An 18,899-nucleotide genomic window follows, 5' to 3' on the forward strand; every position below is an offset into this window, starting at 1 on the left:
GTTTGAGCGTTCGCCTCAAACTCACCCTCAGCTATGCCGGGTTCGTCATGCTCGCAGGCGCCTTGCTACTCGCGGTCGTGTGGGTGTTCCTTCTGCGTTATGTGCCCGACGGTGCACTCATGGCTCCCGGCTATGGCTCTTTCATTCCCAACCGGTCCGACCTCGTGCGCGCCTTCACTCCGGCGGCAGCCGAAGCGTTGGCGTTCCTACTGGTGTTCGGTCTCGTGGGAGGGTGGATTCTCGCCGGCCGCATGCTCGCCCCGCTGACTCGCATCACAGACGCCACACGCATGGCCGCGAACGGATCACTCTCCCATCGAATCCGGCTACCGGGCCGCAGAGACGAGTTGCGCGAACTCGCCGACTCCTTCGACACCATGCTGGCACGGCTCGAATCACACGTCGCCGAACAGCGGAGATTCGCAGCCAACGCCTCCCACGAACTGCGCACCCCGCTGGCGATCGCGCAGGCGCTCCTCGACGTGGCCCGCAACGATCCGAACCGTGACATCGGCGAACTCGTCGACCGTCTCCAGGCCGTCAACACCCGAGCGATCGACCTCACCGAGGCGTTGCTCCTGCTCAGCCGTACCGACCAGCGATCCTTCACCCGACTGCAGGTCGACCTGTCCCTCATCGCGGAAGAAGCCACCGAAACGCTCCTCCCCCTCGCGGAAAAACGCGGCCTCACCATCGAGACCTCCGGCGACATGACCCCCACCATCGGCTCACCCGAGCTCCTGCTGCAGATGACCACGAACCTCGTGCACAACGCGATCGTCCACAACCTGCCTGAACAGGGCACGGTGTGGGTCACGACCAACGTTCACCCCGAGACTGTGGTGCTCACCGTCGAGAACACCGGCGAGCAGGTCGCCCCACAAGTGATTTCCACGCTTGCCGAGCCGTTCCAGCGAGGCACCCAACGCATCCGCAACGACCATGCGGGCGTCGGCCTCGGCCTGGCGATCGTCAAGAGCATCACCCAGGCACACGACGGAACCCTCACCCTCACCCCCCGCCCCGCCGGCGGGCTCCGCGTCACGGTGCGACTACCGCTTGCGCAAGTCGCCCTTGATCGGGCCGACACCTCGGCCCAGCACACCTTGATCACTCCGTAACGGGGTGGACCAACTCGCTGTCGTTCGTGATCAGGAGCAGGCCCTCGGTGTCCACGTGGATCGCCTGCTTCGCCGATGTTCGGGCTGAAGGCATGACCTCGTGGAGCGCCTTGAGGACAAGATCGGGCTGGGTCTGCCGGACGTAGTGCTCGGGCGTAGTGGCGGCCACCAGGCGGCAAGGACTGCGTCCTCGGCGATCTCGGGTGCCAGGGTGTACGGTGAAAGCACCGAGGACTTCTCGTGCGTTGGCACTCAGGCTGGCGTCGCCCACGGCGAATCACCGCTATCGGCCCTGGTGGAGGGGCTGGATGGGCTGCCGAGCATGACGCCGACAATCCTCTCGTATCTCAAGCCGCTGAGCGCTGCTTCCCATGCCATGCCGCCGGTGGACTCCACGCTCCGGCTCAGCCTCAACCCGGTGCCGGATCGGCGCGCGACGGTCGACGGGGCGTGGTGGCCCTACTCCCGCAACGCCGCAGTAGAACTGCCCGGGCTCATCACCACTGTCGACCGGCTGCTCGATCGGACCACGGTGCGCATCGATGTGCACAGGGACGCCTGGGACCACATCCCCCGCCGCATCCCAGCTCGCGGGCGGCAAGTTCGGATCGACGTGGCCTGCCATGTCGACCCCAGGGTGATCACCCTGATCTTCGCGTTCGCCGATCCGGTCGTCCTGTTGGTCATCCCGCCGGACGCCGCGACCGGCGCCGCCAAGGCCATTCTGCGGTACACCGGGCAAGACGTCGACAGCTGGGCGGACCCGCAACCCATCGCATGGTCGTCAACCCCGTCATCCAACCGCCCGGCGCCGGAGTGAGCCGCGTGCCCCCTGCCGGGCGGATCGAGCGGTCTCGATGCCGCCCATCCCGGCGGCCGACCGATCTCCGGCCGGCAGCCTCTATCGCTTGGAGAATCTCATGACCGCAATCGACACCACCCCGCTCGGTGGGACAGGCCCACCGGCTCCCACCGTCGTCCGGCTATCCGGTCAGATCGACATCTTCACCACCAGGGCCCTGCGCCAGCGGCTGCTGAACACGCTCAGCTACAGCACCAGCCTGCTCGTCCTGGACATGTCGCAGGTGACCTTCTTCGATGCCGGCGGCCTGGGCATCCTGGTCGGGCTGCAAAACCGCGCCAAAGCGCGCGGCATCAGCCTGGCTCTGACCGGCCTCACACCGTTCATGACCCGGCTCCTGCGGATCTCGAACCTGGACCGCCGCTTCCCGATCGCGGCCTGACCGCCCAGAATCCTGTACGGCACGGCGCTGGCGAACCCCGCTCGCGGCGACACGCATCGTCGCCGCGCTCGCACGGCTGGAGCGGCTTCAGAGCTTGGTGAGCTTGGCGTAGGGAGCGGCGATGCGATACGTCTCCGCCCCGAAATCGACGAGAACAGCGACGTCGTCCTCGACGCCGACGACCCGGCCGAGGCCGTATTTGTCGTGGCTCACGAGGTCCTGTACGACGAAACGCTCAAGAGGGGGCGGAGGGGCCGCAGGAACGTTGAAGGGGCTTCCGGGCAGGAGTCGCCGGGCCGCGGCTGGTTTAGATCTCATTTGTGCCAGTATGCGCCCTGCCGTTGAATAAATCGAGCTCTGGTCATTTTCCGAGAGTTTGCAAAAAGGCGTGGGCCCGCACCCCTGCGCGGGGTGCGGGCCCATCTGATCGTGCTGTGTGCCGGGTTAGGCCGGGACGATGTTCTCCGCCTGCGGGCCCTTCTGGCCCTGCACGACGTCGAAGGACACCTTCTGGCCCTCGTGCAGCTCACGGTAGCCGCCGTTGGCGACGATGTTGGAGTAGTGGGCGAAGACGTCGGCGCCGCCGCCGTCCTGCTCGATGAAGCCGAAGCCCTTTTCAGAGTTGAACCACTTCACGGTTCCAGTAGCCATGTCGATCTCCTTGAAGATAGCTGCTGAGACGGAATTCGCTTCCTACGATTTCCGTGTCGCCGCGATGATCCCATCCGGAGGTGACCGGCAAAACGAAAACGCGCGCCCTACGAGCGAACTCCATCGGGGCGCGCACAAAGTCTTTTATGGGTACAACAACTGCAACCCTCACACGGTATCACGTAGCCGGATGTGCTCTGCCCCGTTTCCCCGGGCGGCACGTCGCCGTAGCTTGGACTGCCCCAGGTCGGGATCGAGGGCGCGTGCTCGATCAAGATGCTCGCGCCAGGTCAGCCGCCGGGGGTGAGTGTGTGCCATTCCTCGTCCCAGTCGGCTGTGGCGCGGCGGGCCGTTACCCAGATGTACACAGGGCTTGCCAGTTGGAGCCCCGCCCAGGTGGCCATGCCGACGCCGGCGCCGGCGAGTACGGAGCCGAACAGTGTCTCGGGCAGGCCGATCGACGGTTTGACCTGGGTGGTCCCGGCGGCTCGATGGGGGGCCAGGTCGGCGTTCCGCTCGTGCGACAACGAGCCGAACGCCGCCAGGGCCACGATCCAGCCGACCACGACGGCCGCGACGACCATCAGCGTCCGCGCCGACCAGGCTTGCCGCGGGCCGGCCCGGTGAAGCCACTCTCCAGTGGATCTCATGACACGCGGAACCTCATCCACCTCGGTACGGCAGCGCGGCATTCCGTCACGCTGGTGGTGAACGCACGAGCGCCGTGCGCGGCGCGCCTGGGGCCGATGCCTGCCGTTCGGACAAGGCCAGGCGATAACTCCATCCTCACCCCGCGCTGCGAGCGTTTCAGCCCATCCATACGGACACTTGACGCCGAAGCCACATATAACTACGCGAGCCGTACGGCAAAGCGCGACCTTCCGCAGGTACGTCGCGGCTACTGGAATCCGCTCTGTGACCCCCGGGCTAGGTGAAGCCACGTGGAGGTCACCGCGGCCCTACGATCTTGGGCATGTTCGACTTATCCGGGCCCTGGGGGCGCGTCCTGTCGGGTACCCGGCTGCATCACGGACCCGCCATGCAGTCGCTGGCCGTCGACCCGGTCACCCACGACCTGTTCGTCATCCAGCTCCGCGACCCCGACGTGGCGCCGGTCGAGGGCAATCTGTGCGTCAACCGGGTGAACCGCCGCACGGGGCTGGTGCTGGACTGGATGCACCTGGACGGCTTCGGCCACGGCTACCAGATCGGTGCCCAGCACCTGGGCGACCGTACCCACCTGTGGTCGGAGGCAGGGCCGGTGCGCAACGGCTTCGGCACCCGCGTCACCCGCTTCCCCTTCCTGCCCGGTCAGAGCATCGACATGAGCGCGAGCGTGCTGCTCGCGCCCTTCAGCCCCGCGGCCGGCACGCTGGCCTGCGCGCCCGCCGTGGACCCGGTCGGCAACTGGCTGACCATCCACTACCGCACCGCCGCCGGGCTCTTCTACGCCCGCTACGCCATCAACCCGGCCACCGGCAAGGCCGCCGCCACCCCGGCCGCCACGATCGCGCACCCGGCGGTCATCGCCGACACCTTCCAGGGCTTCGCCACCCTGGGCGACCTGCTCTACCTCTACACCGGCGACCCCTCGGCCTCCTACGAGACCAGCAACACCCACCTGTCGGTCATCTCCTGGTCCGCCCCAGGGACGGCGCCCCGCGTCACCCGCGTCACCGCCGTACCCGGGCTGCCCCGGCGCGAGCCCGAAGGGCTGGCCGTGGAACCCGAGGGCGAGCGGGTCAAGCTCCTGTTCGGCTTCAGCGGCGACGGGGAGCGCGGCCGGGAGGCCAGCGTGTGCGAGTACACCTCCGACCCGACCGTGCAGGGCGTGAAGGTCGTGGCCGGCTGGAGCGCGATCGCCCCCGCGGACGGGGTCGCCCCGCACGCCGACCAACGGCTGCCGCGGGCGCGGCTGGTCAGCCTTGGCGGCACCACCCAGTTGCAGTTGCGCGGCTCCCTCGGGTGCGGCCTGTCCGGGGACGGCCTGATCGGGACGCTGCCGCCCTGGCTGACGCCCAGCCGCCCGGTGCGCGCCGCCGTGCCGCGCAACATGGCCAACGGCCTGGGCGCCTGCCAGGTGGAGGCGAACGCGGCCGGTGAGCTGTGGGCGCACGACGCGGCCGCTGGCAGCCGGGTGACCTGGATCGACCTCGACTGCTTCTCGGCCCCCTGGGCCTGACCCTCCGGAGGATCACATGAACCCGCCCAGCCGCCGCGCGCTGCTGACCACCGTGCCCGTCGCCCTGGCATCCACCTTGACCTCTCCGGCATCAGCCACCTCCGCCGGTGAGGGCGTGGAGGTCGTGGCCGGGTGGAAGCCGCTCACCCTGCGCGCGGGCGTCACCCCGTTCCCCGGCGACGCGCCCCAGGCGCGTGCGGTGCGTATCGCGGGCACGACCTTCCTGCAGTTGCGTGGCGGTGCGAGCGTCGCCTTCACCGCCGACGCCGTGCTCGGCATGCTTCCCGCGGGGCTTGCCGTACCGAAACTGACCAGAGGGCTGTGCCCGCGCAACAACCTCAACGGACTGATCGTCTGCCGGGTGGAGGCCGACACGAAGGGGCAGCTCACTGTGCTGGGCGGCACCGCCGCCGGCAAGATCACCTGGGTGGCGCTGGACGGCTTCTCCTCAGTGCTGGCCTGACCGGTCAAGCTACGCGACACCCCGGCCGCGCCGACCGGCCAGAAGAGGGCGAGCCGGTATCGTCCGACGGGATAGGCCCCGAAGAGGAGGATCGCCGTGGCCGGTCGCCGGCAGGACGGTGCGCCAGGGACGGCGCGTCTCGCGTTGATGGTCGGGGCGCTAGGTGTGGTGTTCGGCGACATCGGGACCAGCCCGATCTACACCATGCAGACGGTGTTCAACCCGGCCGACCCCCATCCCGTCCCGATCAGCACGGAGAACGTGTTCGGGGTGGTGTCGCTGGTGTTCTGGTCGGTGATGATCATCGTCACGGTCACCTACGTCCTGCTGGCGATGCGCGCCGACAACGACGGTGAGGGCGGCATCATGGCGCTGATCACCTTGCTGCGGCGGTTGGGCGGGCAGCGGGGACGGCGGGCGACCGCCGTGCTGGCGGCGCTGGGCATCTTCGGCGCCGCGCTGTTCTTCGGGGACAGCATGATCACTCCGGCGATCTCGGTGCTGTCCGCGGTCGAGGGGCTCAAGGTCGTGCAGCCGCCGCTGGAAGATCTGATCGTCCCGATCACCGCGGTGATCATCGTGGTGCTGTTCATGGTGCAGCGCAGGGGTACCGCGGCGGTCGGCCGGATCTTCGGGCCGGTGATGATCGGCTGGTTCCTGGCCATCGGCGCGTGCGGGGTGGCCGGCATCGCCACGCATCCGGAGATCCTTCAGGCGTTGTCGCCGACCTACGCGCTGAACTTCCTCATCCACCACTTCGGTACGGCGTTCTTCGCGCTGGCCGCGATCGTGCTCGCGGTCACCGGGGCCGAGGCGTTGTACGCCGACATGGGGCACTTCGGCCGTCCGGCGATCACCCGGGCCTGGTTGTTCCTGGTGTTCCCCGCGTGTGTGCTCAGCTACCTCGGCCAGGGGGCGCTGATCCTCGACGATCCGGCCAACTCCAGCAGCCCGTTCTTCCTGCTCGTTCCCGGGTGGGGAAGGCTGGCGATGGTCCTGCTCGCCACGGCGGCGACGGTGATCGCCTCCCAGGCGGTGATCACCGGTGCGTACTCCGTCGCGTCGCAGGCCGCCCAGCTCGGCTACCTGCCCCGGCTGCGGATCGCGTACACCTCGGAGTCGAGGATGGGCCAGATCTACGTTCCGTGGATCAACTGGCTCCTGATGGTCTCGGTGCTCACCCTGGTCTTCGCCTTCCGCAGTTCGGCGGCGCTGGCCTTCGCGTTCGGCATGGCGGTGACCGGGACGATCACGATCACGACCTTGCTGTTCTTCGTCGTCGCCCGGTGGAAGTGGAACACGCCGCTGTGGCTGATCGGCATCGGGGCGACCGTGCTCCTGACGGTGGATCTGCTGTTCCTCGCGGCCAATCTGACCAAGCTGATCCACGGCGCCTGGCTCCCCCTGCTGATCGGGCTCACCGCGTTCACCGTCATGACCACCTGGCAACGAGGCCGCGAGATCGTCACCGCCGAGCGCGAACGGCGCGAGGGGCCGCTGCGCCAGTTCGTCGACCGGCTCCGCGGCGGCGAGCCGCCGGTGACAACCGTGCCGGGCACGGCCGTCTTCCTCAACCGCGGCAAGGCGACCGCGCCGCTGGCACTGCGGGCCAACGTCGAGTTCAACCACGTCCGGCACGAGCAGGTCGTGATCATGTCCATCGACACCGAGCCGGTGCCCCGCGTACCGGCGGCGGATCGGATCGTCGTGGACGACCTCGGCTACTCCGACGACGGGATCGCCCACGTCAGCGCGCGGTTCGGCTACATGGAGACACCTGACGTGCCCGCGGCGCTGAGGGCGCTCGACCCGGCGATGGCCGAAGGACACCTGCGGCTCGACCAGGCGTCCTACTTCCTGTCCAAGATCGAGCTGCTGCGCGGACCGGCGCCGACCATGGCGCCTTGGCGCAAACGGCTGTTCATCGCCACGTCCTACATCACCGCGGATGCCGCCGAGTACTTCGGCCTGCCACGCGACAGCACGGTGATCATAGGGTCACAGATCGACGTGTAGACGCCGCCCCGCCCGATCCGACGCGCGCTATGCTATGAACAAATGACCAGTTTGTTCATAGGGATATAGGCGGCCAGTCATGCTGAATCTGACGATCGGTGACGGACCTCCTCTGATCGTGCTGCTCTACACCCCCGAGGCCGCCAGCCCGAAGGGGCTCGCCCTCTGGTCCACCATGCGGCTGATCAAGCCGTTCACCGAGCGCTTCACCGTTCACCTGCTCAACCGCCCACCGGGTCTGCCACCGACCACCACCATGGCCGAGCTGGCCGCCCTCTACGCCGAGGCGATCGAGGGGCCCGCCCACGTCCTCGGCATCTCCACGGGCGGGTCGATCGCCCTCCAACTCGCCGCCGACCATCCCGACCTGGTGGACCGGCTGGTGCTCGGCGGCACGGCGGCCACCCTCGGCCCGATCGGCAAGCGGGCCCAGCGGGCGTACATCGACAGGGCGCGACAGGGCAGGCGTCCCAGCCCGGCACTGGCCGAGGTCGTCACCACCTCGCCAGTCGGGCAACGCCTGATGTCCGGACTGCTGTGGCTGTCGGACGGCGCCAGGGACCACACGGACGCGGCCACCGTACTCAACGCCGAAGACGGCTTCGACCTGCGCGGGCGACTGGCGGACATCAAGGCGGCCACCCTGCTCGTCCACGGCGAGAAGGACGTCGTCTACCCGCTGGACCTGGCCAGGCAGACGGCGGCCGGCATCCCCGGCGCACAGCTGATCGTCTACCCGGGCCGCAGCCACAGCGGCACGTTCACCGACAAGAGGTTCGCCACTGACGCGCTGGCGTTCCTGACGGATCGCTGACAGCGATGTACAGTTCATAAAGTACGTACTTGACGACAATCGCGGAGTTGGCGCCAGTGGAACCTGCGGAGAGTGAGTTCGTCGATCGGATGGGGCTGGTCATGGAGCGTCTGGGCGGGACGCGCACGATGGGCCGCCTGTACGCGTGGCTCATGATCTGCGACCCGCCCGACCGCTCGCTCACCGACCTGGCAGGAGAGCTCGGCGTGAGCAAGACCGCGGTCAGTACGGTCGCCAGACAACTGGAAGTGGGCGGGATGATCGAGCGCGTGCCCACTGCCGCCCGCGAGCACCGCTACCGGATGACCGGCGGCGGGTGGGCACACGTCATGCAGGTCCAGCTCGCCGGCGTGCGGATGAGCCTGGACACGCTGGACTTCGGGCTGTCGATCCTCGCCGAGGACCCGCCCGAGCGGCGTGCCCGGGTGGAGGACACCCGCGAGTTCTTCGCCTTCGTCCTGTCGGACGCCGACGGGATGTTCCAGCGCTGGGAGGAATACCGGAAGAAGTAGCGATCCTCGACCAAGGAGAGGCGATGGCAGACATCGTCGAGCGGTACGACATCCCCAAGCAGAACTTCTGGCTGCACGGGCCTCGATCGGGCCCTCCCGTCGAGTTCGACGCACAGGCCAGGCTGTGGAACGTCTACGGTTACCAGGAGCTGCAGGAGGTCCTCGGCGACCCCGCGACCTTCTCCTCCGACACGATGCGCGTGGTCCCCAAGGGCATGGTGCCGGAGGGGTTCTCACTCGAGGGCTTCATCACCCAGATCGACCCGCCGGAGCACGGCAAGCTGCGCAAGCTGGTCAGCAGCGCGTTCACCCGCAAGGTCGTCGCGGACCTCGAACCGCGGATCGCCGCGATCACCCACGAACTGCTCGACGCGGCGCGCGAGCGCGAGCGGTTCGAGCTGGTGAGCGATCTGGCCTATCCGCTGCCGGTCATCGTCATCGCCGAGCTGCTCGGGGTGCCCAGCAGTGATCGCGCCCTGTTCAAGCAGTGGGCGGACGCGCTGTTCCAGCGTGACGCCAAGGTCTCGATGGAACAGTCCGCCGAAGAAAGGGACGCCGCCCTCGACGCCACGATGAAGCCGTGGCGGGAAATGAGCGCCTATCTCGCCGGCCACGCCGCAGAACGCCGCCGGCAGCCGCGCGCCGACCTGCTCTCCAGGCTGGTCGAGGCCGAGGTGGACGGCGACCACCTGCCCGACGAGCAGGTGGTCAACTTCGCGATCGTGCTCCTGCTGGCCGGGCACATCACCACGACGATGCTGCTCGGCAACACGGTGTTGTGCCTGGACGCCTTCCCCGACCAGCAGGACAGGGTACGCGCCGACCGCGCCGCGATCCCGGCCGTCATCGAGGAGTCACTCCGGTTCCTCACCCCGTTCGCCGTCCTCGGCCGCTCCACCATGCGCGAGGTCGAGCTCGGCGGCGTGACGATTCCGGCCGATCAGATGGTCACGTGCTGGCTCGCGGCGGCCAACCGGGATCCCCGGCAGTTCGCGGATCCTGAGGTGTTCGATCCCGATCGCGACCCGAACCCGCATCTCGCGTTCGGCCGCGGCATCCACTTCTGCCTGGGCGCTCCCCTGGCCCGGCTGGAGGGGCGGGTCGCGCTGAACATCCTGCTCGACCGGTTCGACCCTCTGCGCACCGATCCGAACGACCCTGTGCTGTTCATCCCCACCCCGACGCTGACCGGGGTGCGCCGCCTTCCACTCCTGTAAAAGCGTCAGCGGCGGTGGGCGCGGGCCAGCCAGAGGTCGAGGCCGGGACTCAGCAGGCGAGCCGGTGGCTTGGGCAGCCAGGCGCACGTGGCCAGTTCGCGATGCACGACGGCCTGGGCGGACCAGCCGTGCCCGGCCAGTTGCCGCACCGGGTCGGTGAAGGAGCCGACGAACGGCGCGCCCCTTTCGCGCATCTGGTGGTGGAAGCCGGACTTCGCCGGATCGGTGAGGAAGCGGGTGTCCGGGCCGTCGAAGGTCAGCCATGAGCCCGGCGCGGACAGCTCGCTGATCGCCGACAGCAGGGCGGTGCCCTCCGCCGGGGTGAGGTAGTAGAACAGGCCCTCGGCGATCCAGTGGGCCGGCTCGGCCGGGGAGTATCCGGCCGCCAGCAGGGCCTCGGTCCAGCCGGCACGCAGGTCGGCCTCCACCACCCGCAACTCGCACCGCGCCTCGAAACCGGCTGCCCTCAGCAACTCGGACTTGCCGTCCAGCTGGCCCGGAAGGTCCAGCTCGAAGTACGCAAGGTCGGGCGGTACGGGCAGCCGGTACGGGCGCGCGTCGGTGCCCGCTCCCAGGCAGACGACCTGCTTCAGCCCGGATTCCATCAGTGTGATGTCGCCGAGCCTGCCCCTGATCGGCACGATCGGGGAGGGAAGCCCGGCGGCCTGGATGGCGTCGAGCGCCGCCTCGGACGCCGGGGTCACGAAGGCGGCGGCGCAGGGGTCGTGCAGGTAGGCGTCAGGCTGGGCGTCCTCGCGGGCGCGGATGACGGCCATCCAGTCGCTGGTGAGCTTGACCGAAGCTGGTCGTACCTCATCACTCATCGAAACGAGAACCCTCCGTTGTAGATCTACAACACAGAGTAATCATTCCTGGTCTTGCAGCGGAGTGAGGGGGCGCTGTCAGTTTCCGTGGAAGACCATGGGGCCGACGGCGTTGTAGGCCGCCTTGGAGGCGTCTTTGAGCCATACTCTCGCGCTGGCGACCCTGGTGCGGTTGGTGTAGATGGCCATGGTGTGCATCAGATAGCGGTGGGTGTACCCGGTCCAGCCGTAAGTCTGGGCCCAGCTCCAGCTGCCGTCGCACAGGCCCGCGCCCGGCCCTCTGCGGGGACACACGATGCCCCAGTCATCCGCATAGGCGTTCTTGAGCCTTGAGTACGCGGTGTCGGCCCTGCCGTCGTTCTTGAGCGGGACGACCCACACGGCCACCATGATCCGCTGGTTCTTCGACGCGCTCGGATTGACGTAGGCGCCCGTGATCATGTCGGTGCAGTTCGCCTTGCGGAGGGCGGATTTGACGTTGCTGTCGTGGTAGGAATCCGGGCAGTCGTCCACCCCGCTCGCCTTGAGGTTGTAGCGCACCCCCTTGGCGCTCGTGAAGGACTCAGGGAGCAGGGCCGACGCGGTGATCGGGGTCGAGTCGGTGGACTTGTCGTCCAGGTCCGCGGGGTCGAACGGATCCTCGGAAGGTGTCTCGGAGTACGTCTCCGTAGGCGTCTCCGAAGGTGTGTCCGAAGGCGTCGGCTCAGGGGTGTAGGTGTCGGAGGTCTCACTGGAGGAGTACGGCGAGCTGGACTCCTCGGCCGAGCTGCTCCCGCCCGAGCCCCTGAGCAGGGACGTCAATGACGTCACGACCACCAGGGCGAGCACCAGACCGAGCACTCCCGCCACGACACCGAGCCCGATCTTCGCCGGCTGGGTCAGGCCGCTCCCGGCCTGTGGCGGTAACGGGGGAAGGGGTGGAGGCGGTGGCGGTGCGAGGGTGGGCACGGTGGAGGCCGAGAGCGCCGCCTGCCTCAACTGGGTGGCCCACTGCTCGGGAGCGGGCCGGTCGGACGGAGGCTGATGGAGCCCCGCCGCCGCGAGGTCGGCCAGGGCGGGGCTGAGGGCGGCCAGCCGTACGGGATCGGTGGAGGACTGGTCGCGGGCGAAGACGCGGACGGCCAGCAGCGCGAACTTGTAGGCGTCGCTCTGCGGCGTGCCCTTCTGCTCGTCGGCGGGGATCTGCCAGTCGGGCGTCTCCACCTGGGGCAGGGCCTCGACCCCGCCCAGCCGCATCGCGTCGCAGTCGATGAGGAAGCACTCCGGCGACGCCCCCGTGGTGAACAGGAGGTTCTTGGGTGAGAGGTCGCCGACGACGATGTCCATGGCGTGCAGGCGGGTGAGCGTGTCGGCGAGGTCGGCCAGCACCAGCAGGCGGTCCCGGTCGCTGACCTGCAGGCCGATCTGGCTGACGTAGGCGTCGTCGTTGAGCAGGAACTCCATCGTCGCCAGTTTCCGTACGGTGCCCGACAGGGTCCGCAGGTCGAAGGCGTACCGCTGGGGCACGGACCTCATCAGGAACCCGGTGACGGAGCCCTCCGCCTCCACGAGCTCGGCGGGCCAGGCCGTCTTGTCGCACAACCAGGCCGCGTCCCACCCGGGGAGCCGGCCGATCAGATCCGTCATCGCGGTGAGGGCGGCGACGTCGAGGTTGGGCAGGACCCCGGGGTCGTACTCCTTGAAGGCGACGTCCCACTGGCCGTTGATCTTGCGGTTGAGCACCTCGTGGACCGTCCCCTGGCCGCCCTGGCCGAGACGCTGCCCGAGGGTGAGCGTGGCGCGGTCCGTCCGGCTCATCGGGCCTCGCTCCGTGGCCACAGGGCCAGCAGGGTCCGGTCGTCGTCGAAGGTCTCCCGGGAGAAGTCGAGCAGGTGGCCGAGCCACAGCGGGGACGGCGGCGCGACCAGGTTCTCCGCGAACAGCGCGCCGACCTGGCCGTCGCCGTCGCCGAGCGGGTCGCCGAACCCGTCGGTCCCCACCAGCAGGACCTGTCCGGGTGTCAGCTTCCCGAACCACTGCTCCAGCGTCCGCGGAACCGTGGGGAGGGCGGTGACCGAGGTGGCGACCACGTCGCCGTCGGTCTTCCCGTTGAAAACGGGGTGGAATCGGGGCCGGGCCGGGTCGAGCACCCAGGCGCTCGAGTCGCCGACCCGGAACAAGGAGACCTCGAGGCCTTCCGAGCTCGGCCGTGCCGTACCCGCGACGAGGGTGGTGGCGACAAGCTGGTCAGGGTCCTGCTGGTGCGACAGCGCCGCCGCCTGCCGGTGCAGCATGTCGGCCGCGAACGAGACGACCGCGGGGAAATCGTTGCCGGGGTGTCCCCCGTCGAGCTGTGCGTGGATGGCCCACACCGCCGCCCGGCAGGCCTCGGCCGCTCCGACCGCCGAGGCGGCGGCGCTGGACAGCCCGTCGGCCACGGCGAACACCACGGTGCCCGTCGCCTCGTGGGCCACAGCGCAGGTCGCGTCCTGCCGGGGCTGGCCGTAATAGCGGTGCCGCTCTCCTCGCACGGAGGCCGACCGAAGGGTCACCTGCGCGGTGGACCACCCGTCACATTCGACATCGGGGCACGTGCCGCCCACCACACGCGGGGGCGTCGGCTCGAACACCGGTCCGGGGATGTCGACGACGACCCGCTCCCAGACGCGCTGCATCAGACCACGTCAACGGCCAGGCGGAACTGGTCCGGGCGGTTCACGACCAGCGTCGGGTTGCCGTCGGCCATGGCCCTGCCGGACGCGACCAGGCTCGCCGTCAGCGCGTGGAAGAACTCCGCGATCGCCGTGCCGATGTCGGCGCTGGGCAGCGCGACGAACGCGAACTCCTGGCGGGTGGCCACCTCCAGCATCGTGTCGGCGCGCGCCGACCCGACCCCGCAGGCGATGATGTTGGGCGCGACCGGCAGCGCGTTCCTGTCGACGAGCGTCCCGTGCGGGCCGCGCCAGTGCTGACCGTCTGTCGGCTGGCCGTCGCTCAGGAAGAACACCACAGGACGGTGCACCTTGTAGCCGTCGTTCTTCATCATCTGCACGTCGTAGGGGATGCGCTGCAACAGGTCGCCGAAGGCCGCGCCGTAGTTCGTCGCTCCGCGCACCTCGAGTTGCGGCAGCCTGTCGACCGTCCGCATGTCGCTCATCCCCTGTCGCACCCGCACGTCGTCGGAGAACCCGAGGATGGCCAGCCGTACCTTCGCCGCGATCATCGGCTCCGCACGTAATCCGTTGCAGAGCGATGCGAGCCCGCCGGACAGGTCCTGGTGGTACGGGCCCATCGATGCCGACTCGTCCGCCACCACGTAGGCGGGCAGGAGCACGCCCCTCGTCTCGGCCATGGCGCGTACCGCCCCCTTCGACTCGCCCTCTCAGGGAGACACTAGCGTCCGGATATTGGAGATCAAAGACAATAGACGCATGATCTTGTTGAGATACTGACGGGACAAAAGCCGCAAGAAGGGGTGCGCATGTCCTGCGCTTCGATCCCGGCAGCGAAGGCTTAGAAAGGGCCGAGGGGGTGCGATCGCCGGGCTCGGCTTCATGGGCAAGGCGAGTCCCCAGTCCAAGCTGCTCACCGAGTACCTGGGCTCCCGGCTGACCACCGTCATCCTCTTGGTCGCGGGGATAGCGCCCGTCCTCAGCGCCGTGGGTGCCCGCTGGTGGGCACTCCGCGACGCCGATGTGTCGATACGGCTCGGCGACCGGGAGATCACCGGGTTCCGGAAGGACTGAGCGATCGCGGTAGGCCGAAGGACGGGAGCACGGTGTTCTCGAAGCGGGTCATGGCGCAGATCCTGTCGCCGGCGAGAGTGAGGACGTAGAGGCCGGTCCCGTGGCGGATGCCGCTGGGGGCGCGCAGGTAGGCGCCGAACGCCGGTTGGCCGTTGGCCCGCGTCGGCACCAGGTCGAACCTCCGGCCCGCACCGAAGATGGCCGCGCAGAAGCGGGCCACGACGTCCCGGCCCTCGTATTCGAAGGGCATCGGCGGCATCGACATGAAGACGTCGTCGGTGAGCAGGGCCACCAGCGCATCCAGGTCGGCGGACTCCCACGCGCGGACGAACTTCGCCACGATCGCGTCCTCGGAGGGCGAGCCGGAGGCGGGCGGCGGTTCGCGATCGCCGGTCCTGGGCAGGCCGGCGCGCGCCCGTTTGAGTGCGCTCTTGACCGACTCGACGCTCGAGTCCAGCATGTCGGCCACCTCGCCGGCGTGGAATCCGAGGACGTCGCGCAGGATGAGCACGGCGACCTGGCGGGGCGGCAGGACCTGCAGCGCGGTCACGAAGGCCAGGGAGATGGCCTCGGTCTGCTCGTACCGGGCCTCCGGGCCGACGACGCTCTCGAGCAGTGCGTCGGGAAACGGCTCGAGCCAGACGACCTCGCCGAGCCGGGTCGGTTCGGGTGGTTCGACATGGGGCACGTCCCACTCCTTGGCCTGGCGCCGGCCGGCCGACCTGCGCGCGTTGAGGCACCGGTTGGTGGCGATCCGGTAGAGCCAGGTACGCAGCGAGGCGCGCCCTTCGAACCCTCCGAAGCCCTGCCAGGCCGCCAGCAGCGTGTCCTGCAGGGCGTCCTCGGCGTCCTGCAAGGATCCGAGCATCCGGTAGCAGTGCACCTGCAGCTCCCGGCGGTGCGGCTCGGTCAGCTCCCGGAACGCGTCCCCGTCCCCCGCCCGAGCCCGGTCCATCAGATCTCCGGCAATCACCGTCGCGTCACCTCCATCGGGTACAGACACCGGCCGAGGGGCGAAGGGGGCGGTCGGCGGGCGCCTCTTTCCCGGCGTCGCGGTGTCTACCTCAGTGGTAGCCGACAACGCCGACCAGGGAGAACCAAGATGGGAAAGATCATCATCAGTCAGAACGTCTCGCTCGACGGAGTCGTCGAGGACCCGACCGGCGAGGAGGGCTTCGGACGCGGCAGCTGGTTCCTCCACATCACGGACAAGGACCGCGAGGCGTGGACGAAGCTCGAGCTCGACGAGGCACTGGGCGCCGAGGCGCTGCTGCACGGCCGCCGCACCGACGAGTGGTTCGCCTCGCGGTGGCTCGCACGCAGTGGCGAGTGGGCGGACAGGTTGAACAGCATGCCCAAGTACGTCGTGTCTTCGACCCTCCAGGAGCCCAGGTGGAGCAACTCGACGGTGCTCAAGGGCGACGTGGTGGACGAGGTGTCGAAGCTGAGGCAGGAGCTGGACGGCGACGTCGTCGTCTACGGCAGCGCTCAGCTCGTGCACACGCTGATGGAGCAGGACCTCGCCGACGAGCTGCGGCTGACCGTGTACCCGGTCGTGCTCGGGGCCGGCGGGCGCCTGTTCGGCGAGACCAGCGGCAGCAAGCCCATGCGCCTCGTCGACACCCGCATGATCGGTGACGGGCTGGTCCACCTCGTCTACCAGCCCGTCCGAGACTGATCACAGGGATCGGGGCAGGCCGAAGTAGGGGAACATGCTCGGGTCCCGGAACCAGGTGATCGCCGAGATCCCCTCCGGGCTGGTGGTGAGCACCATCAGCCCGTACGGCCGGGCGATCGCGGCGTTCTGGCCCGGCACGTAGCAGCCGAACGCCGGCTGCCCGTTCGCACGCGTGGGCACGACACGCAGCACGGCGCCCCGGCGCATCGCTCTGTAGCGCAGGAACTCGCCGATCGCGATCGGGCCCTGGTACTGGTAGGGCTCGGGCGGCATGGTGAGCCAGGCGTCGTCGGTCAGCAGGGACAGGACGCCGTCGGTGTCGCCGGTCTCCAGGGCGGTGGCGAACAAGCCTGCCAGCTCGCGCTCGCGCGGCGACGGCGGCGCGGCGACCTCGTCCCAGCCGGCTTCGAGCGTCGTACGGGCGCGCTGCAGCAGGCTCTTCACCGCGATCGGCGTGCTGTCCAGCATCAGCGCGGCCTCATTGAGGCGGAAGCCGAGCACGTCGCAGAGCACGACGGCGGCCCGCTGGCGGGGCGGGAGGCGCTGGATCAGCGTGGTGAAGGCCAGGCCGACGGTCTCGCGCGTCTCGTAGCGGGCCTCGGGCAGCACGTCGTCCAGAAGGCTGTCGGGGTACGGCTCGAGCCAGAGGGCCTCGGCCAGCCGCGTGGGCTCGGGGAGCTGGTTGGCCCCCTGCAGGGGGCGGCGGGCTTTGTCTCGCAAGGCGTTCAGGCTCCGGTTGGTCGCGATCCGATACAGCCAGCTGCGCAGCGAGGCGCGGCCCTCGAAGCTCTCCCGGCCGCGCCAGGCCGCGAGCATGGTCTCCTGCACCAGATCGTCGGCGTCGGCGAGGGAGCCGACGATCCGGTAGCAGTGCAGGTGCAGCTCACGCCGGTAGGGCTCGATGAGCTCGGCGAACGCCTCGTCGACGCGGGGCTGGACATCGTCGAACACGGGTGGCTCCTTTCCTTCCCCCGTTGTGACACCGCGCGGGGCCAGGACGGACCGGTCCGATTGCCGATCGGGTGGTGTCTCAGCCTGACATGAGCCGAACAAGCACATCACGATGGGTTCTCTGGCTGACGGCCGTCGCGGCCCTCCTGGTCGGGTTGGACGCGACCGTGGTGTCCACCGCCCTGACCTCCATCAGGGCCGGGCTGGGCGCCTCGGGCGAGCAGCTGGAATGGTTGGTCAACGCCTACACCTTGAGCTTCGCGGTCCTCATGCTGACGGCCGCCGCGTTGGGAGACCGGTTCGGGCGCAGGCGGGTGTTCGCCGCGGGGCTGGCGGTCTTCGGCGCCGCCTCGGTGGGGTGCGCGCTCGCGCCGGACGCGGACTGGCTGATCGCGGCGCGCGCCGTCCAGGGGGCGGGCGCGGCCGCGGTGATGCCGCTGACACTGGCGCTGCTCGGGGCGGCCGTCCCGCCAGCCGGGCGAGCCAAGGCGCTGGGCGCCTTCACCGCGGTGGTGGGCGCGTCGGTCCCGGTCGGCCCGCTGCTGGGCGGTGCGGTCGTGGACGGGCTCTCCTGGCGGTGGATCTTCTGGCTGAACGTACCGATCGTCGCGGTCATGATCCCGGCGATCGCGCGGCTCATTCCCGAGAGCCACGGCCCGCGAGCCAGGATCGACCTGCCCGGGCTGTTGCTGGGCACCGGCGCCGCGTTCGCCCTGGTGTTCGGGCTGGTCAGGGCGGCAGCCGTACCGCTGGTCGCGGGCGGGGCGCTGGCCGCGGCCTTCGTGGCGGTGGAGCTGCGCCGGGCCGAGCCGATGCTGCCGATGCGCCTGTTCCGTTCCCGCGCGTTCTCCGCCGGGAACGCGGCGATCTTCCTGCTGTGGGCGTCCACCTTCGGATCGCTCTACTACATGGCGCAGTTCCTGCAGCTCGGCCTGGGTTCCCGGCCGCTGGTGGCGGGGCTGCAGCTGGTGCCGTGGGGCGCGATGACGATCCTGGTCCCGCGGGTGGCGGGCGTTCTGATCTCCCGGTACGGCGAGCGTCCCTTTCTCGTGGCCGGGATGGCGCTGCACGGAGCGTCCATGCTGTGGATCGCCGCCGTCGCGGCGCCGGACCTGGAGTACTGGCGGATGATCATCCCGCTGGTGCTGTCGGGCACGGGCGTGGCGGCGGCGATCCCCGCGACGCAGAGCGCGGTGCTCGGCGCCGTCACACCGGCCGACATGGGCAAGGCGTCCGGCGCCTACAGCACGCTTCGCCAGCTCGGGGGCGCGTTCGGGGTCGCCGTACTGGTGGCCGCCTTCTCCGCCGGGGGCGGCTTCGCCACGCCGCGGCAGTTCACCGACGGATTCACCCTCGCCCTCACCTTGAGCGCCGTCCTCGCAGGCGCTTCGCTGCTCGCCGGGGTGTTCCTCGCCGGCCGACGTCCCGTCCGCGAAGAGCTCAGCGTCAGCCGCCGATAGGCGAGTGCGGCCAGGGCGTGGCTGGATGTGACAGAAGGGCG

21 protein-coding genes are annotated in these 18,899 nt (G+C 69.4%); 12 read left to right on the forward strand and 9 right to left on the reverse strand.

Annotated features, from left to right (window positions below; all coding sequences use genetic code 11):
- The first annotated feature begins 2 nt into the window (after positions 1-2).
- The 3 genes from KIK09_RS08425 (at position 3) to KIK09_RS08435 (ending at position 2,365) form a co-directional block, all read left to right on the forward strand.
- Positions 3-1,121 carry a sensor histidine kinase gene (locus tag KIK09_RS08425; protein WP_250572863.1) on the forward strand — a complete coding sequence of 373 codons (1,119 nt, stop codon included), beginning with the start codon at positions 3-5 and terminating at the stop codon, positions 1,119-1,121.
- A 100-nt stretch (positions 1,122-1,221) separates the two neighbouring features.
- Positions 1,222-1,941, forward strand: a complete 720-nt coding sequence (locus tag KIK09_RS59935; RefSeq protein ID WP_214318158.1) for a DUF5994 family protein — start codon at positions 1,222-1,224, stop codon at positions 1,939-1,941.
- A 100-nt stretch (positions 1,942-2,041) separates the two neighbouring features.
- Positions 2,042-2,365 (forward strand): STAS domain-containing protein, encoded by a 324-nt coding sequence (locus tag KIK09_RS08435; RefSeq protein WP_214318159.1) that lies wholly within the window; start codon positions 2,042-2,044, stop codon positions 2,363-2,365.
- Positions 2,366-2,452: 87 nt separating this feature from the next.
- Here the strand turns inward: KIK09_RS08435 and KIK09_RS58995 are convergent, their stop codons facing one another.
- From KIK09_RS58995 to KIK09_RS08450, 3 genes are all read right to left on the reverse strand, one after another.
- A complete protein-coding gene (locus KIK09_RS58995; RefSeq protein ID WP_275956069.1) occupies positions 2,453-2,578 on the reverse strand; it encodes a hypothetical protein in 126 nt (41 codons plus the stop codon).
- 231 nt (positions 2,579-2,809) lie between these two features.
- Positions 2,810-3,016: a cold-shock protein gene (locus KIK09_RS08445; protein ID WP_214318161.1), complete on the reverse strand. Its 207-nt coding sequence runs from the start codon at positions 3,014-3,016 to the stop codon at positions 2,810-2,812.
- A gap of 290 nt (positions 3,017-3,306) precedes the next feature.
- Positions 3,307-3,666 (reverse strand): hypothetical protein, encoded by a 360-nt coding sequence (locus tag KIK09_RS08450; protein WP_214318162.1) that lies wholly within the window; start codon positions 3,664-3,666, stop codon positions 3,307-3,309.
- A 323-nt stretch (positions 3,667-3,989) separates the two neighbouring features.
- Between KIK09_RS08450 and KIK09_RS08455 the strand changes: the two genes are divergently transcribed.
- The 6 genes from KIK09_RS08455 to KIK09_RS08480 all read left to right on the forward strand — a co-directional run bounded on the left by KIK09_RS08455 (position 3,990) and on the right by KIK09_RS08480 (position 10,220).
- Positions 3,990-5,198: a phage baseplate protein gene (locus tag KIK09_RS08455; protein ID WP_214318163.1), complete on the forward strand. Its 1,209-nt coding sequence runs from the start codon at positions 3,990-3,992 to the stop codon at positions 5,196-5,198.
- A gap of 16 nt (positions 5,199-5,214) precedes the next feature.
- Positions 5,215-5,661, forward strand: a complete 447-nt coding sequence (locus KIK09_RS08460) for a hypothetical protein (protein ID WP_214318164.1) — start codon at positions 5,215-5,217, stop codon at positions 5,659-5,661.
- Positions 5,662-5,757: 96 nt separating this feature from the next.
- Positions 5,758-7,677, forward strand: coding sequence for a potassium transporter Kup (locus KIK09_RS08465; RefSeq protein WP_214318165.1), 1,920 nt, complete (start codon positions 5,758-5,760; stop codon positions 7,675-7,677).
- A 79-nt stretch (positions 7,678-7,756) separates the two neighbouring features.
- The gene (locus KIK09_RS08470) at positions 7,757-8,491 is read left to right on the forward strand and encodes an alpha/beta fold hydrolase (protein WP_214318166.1); all 735 of its coding nucleotides are present in this window, start codon (positions 7,757-7,759) and stop codon (positions 8,489-8,491) included.
- Positions 8,492-8,592: 101 nt separating this feature from the next.
- The gene (locus KIK09_RS08475) at positions 8,593-9,003 is read left to right on the forward strand and encodes a GbsR/MarR family transcriptional regulator (RefSeq protein ID WP_214318167.1); all 411 of its coding nucleotides are present in this window, start codon (positions 8,593-8,595) and stop codon (positions 9,001-9,003) included.
- Positions 9,004-9,026: 23 nt separating this feature from the next.
- The gene (locus KIK09_RS08480) at positions 9,027-10,220 is read left to right on the forward strand and encodes a cytochrome P450 (RefSeq protein ID WP_214318168.1); all 1,194 of its coding nucleotides are present in this window, start codon (positions 9,027-9,029) and stop codon (positions 10,218-10,220) included.
- Between the two features lie 5 nt (positions 10,221-10,225).
- Here the strand turns inward: KIK09_RS08480 and KIK09_RS08485 are convergent, their stop codons facing one another.
- The 4 genes from KIK09_RS08485 to KIK09_RS08500 all read right to left on the reverse strand — a co-directional run bounded on the left by KIK09_RS08485 (position 10,226) and on the right by KIK09_RS08500 (position 14,375).
- Positions 10,226-11,044 (reverse strand): class I SAM-dependent methyltransferase, encoded by an 819-nt coding sequence (locus KIK09_RS08485; RefSeq protein WP_214318169.1) that lies wholly within the window; start codon positions 11,042-11,044, stop codon positions 10,226-10,228.
- 78 nt (positions 11,045-11,122) lie between these two features.
- Complete coding sequence (locus KIK09_RS08490; RefSeq protein WP_214318170.1) at positions 11,123-12,841, reverse strand: protein kinase family protein; 1,719 nt, start codon at positions 12,839-12,841, stop codon at positions 11,123-11,125.
- Complete coding sequence (locus KIK09_RS08495; RefSeq protein ID WP_214318171.1) at positions 12,838-13,698, reverse strand: protein phosphatase 2C domain-containing protein; 861 nt, start codon at positions 13,696-13,698, stop codon at positions 12,838-12,840. Before KIK09_RS08495 ends, KIK09_RS08490 begins: the two co-directional genes overlap by 4 nt.
- Entirely contained in the window at positions 13,698-14,375 is a 678-nt protein-coding gene (locus tag KIK09_RS08500) for a vWA domain-containing protein (protein WP_214318172.1), read from the reverse strand. Before KIK09_RS08500 ends, KIK09_RS08495 begins: the two co-directional genes overlap by 1 nt.
- 202 nt (positions 14,376-14,577) lie before the next feature.
- On the opposite strand from KIK09_RS08500, the gene KIK09_RS08505 reads away from it, so the two are divergent.
- Positions 14,578-14,769 carry a hypothetical protein gene (locus KIK09_RS08505; protein ID WP_214318173.1) on the forward strand — a complete coding sequence of 64 codons (192 nt, stop codon included), beginning with the start codon at positions 14,578-14,580 and terminating at the stop codon, positions 14,767-14,769.
- On the opposite strand, the gene KIK09_RS08510 is transcribed toward KIK09_RS08505, so the two are convergent.
- The gene (locus KIK09_RS08510; protein ID WP_214318174.1) at positions 14,747-15,742 is read right to left on the reverse strand and encodes a sigma-70 family RNA polymerase sigma factor; all 996 of its coding nucleotides are present in this window, start codon (positions 15,740-15,742) and stop codon (positions 14,747-14,749) included. The genes KIK09_RS08505 and KIK09_RS08510 overlap by 23 nt on opposite strands.
- Positions 15,743-15,871: 129 nt before the next feature.
- Here KIK09_RS08510 and KIK09_RS08515 point away from each other — a divergent pair, with 129 nt between their 5' ends.
- The gene (locus KIK09_RS08515; protein WP_214318175.1) at positions 15,872-16,447 is read left to right on the forward strand and encodes a dihydrofolate reductase family protein; all 576 of its coding nucleotides are present in this window, start codon (positions 15,872-15,874) and stop codon (positions 16,445-16,447) included.
- Here the strand turns inward: KIK09_RS08515 and KIK09_RS08520 are convergent, their stop codons facing one another.
- On the reverse strand, positions 16,448-17,398 hold the full coding sequence (locus KIK09_RS08520; protein ID WP_214318176.1) for an RNA polymerase subunit sigma-70: 951 nt from the start codon (positions 17,396-17,398) through the stop codon (positions 16,448-16,450).
- Between the two features lie 89 nt (positions 17,399-17,487).
- On the opposite strand from KIK09_RS08520, the gene KIK09_RS08525 reads away from it, so the two are divergent.
- Positions 17,488-18,858 carry an MFS transporter gene (locus KIK09_RS08525; RefSeq protein ID WP_214318177.1) on the forward strand — a complete coding sequence of 457 codons (1,371 nt, stop codon included), beginning with the start codon at positions 17,488-17,490 and terminating at the stop codon, positions 18,856-18,858.
- Positions 18,859-18,899 lie beyond the last annotated feature (41 nt).

The sequence above is a fragment of the Nonomuraea sediminis genome, assembly GCF_018531495.1.
Taxonomy (GTDB): Bacteria; Actinomycetota; Actinomycetes; order Streptosporangiales; family Streptosporangiaceae; genus Nonomuraea; species Nonomuraea sediminis.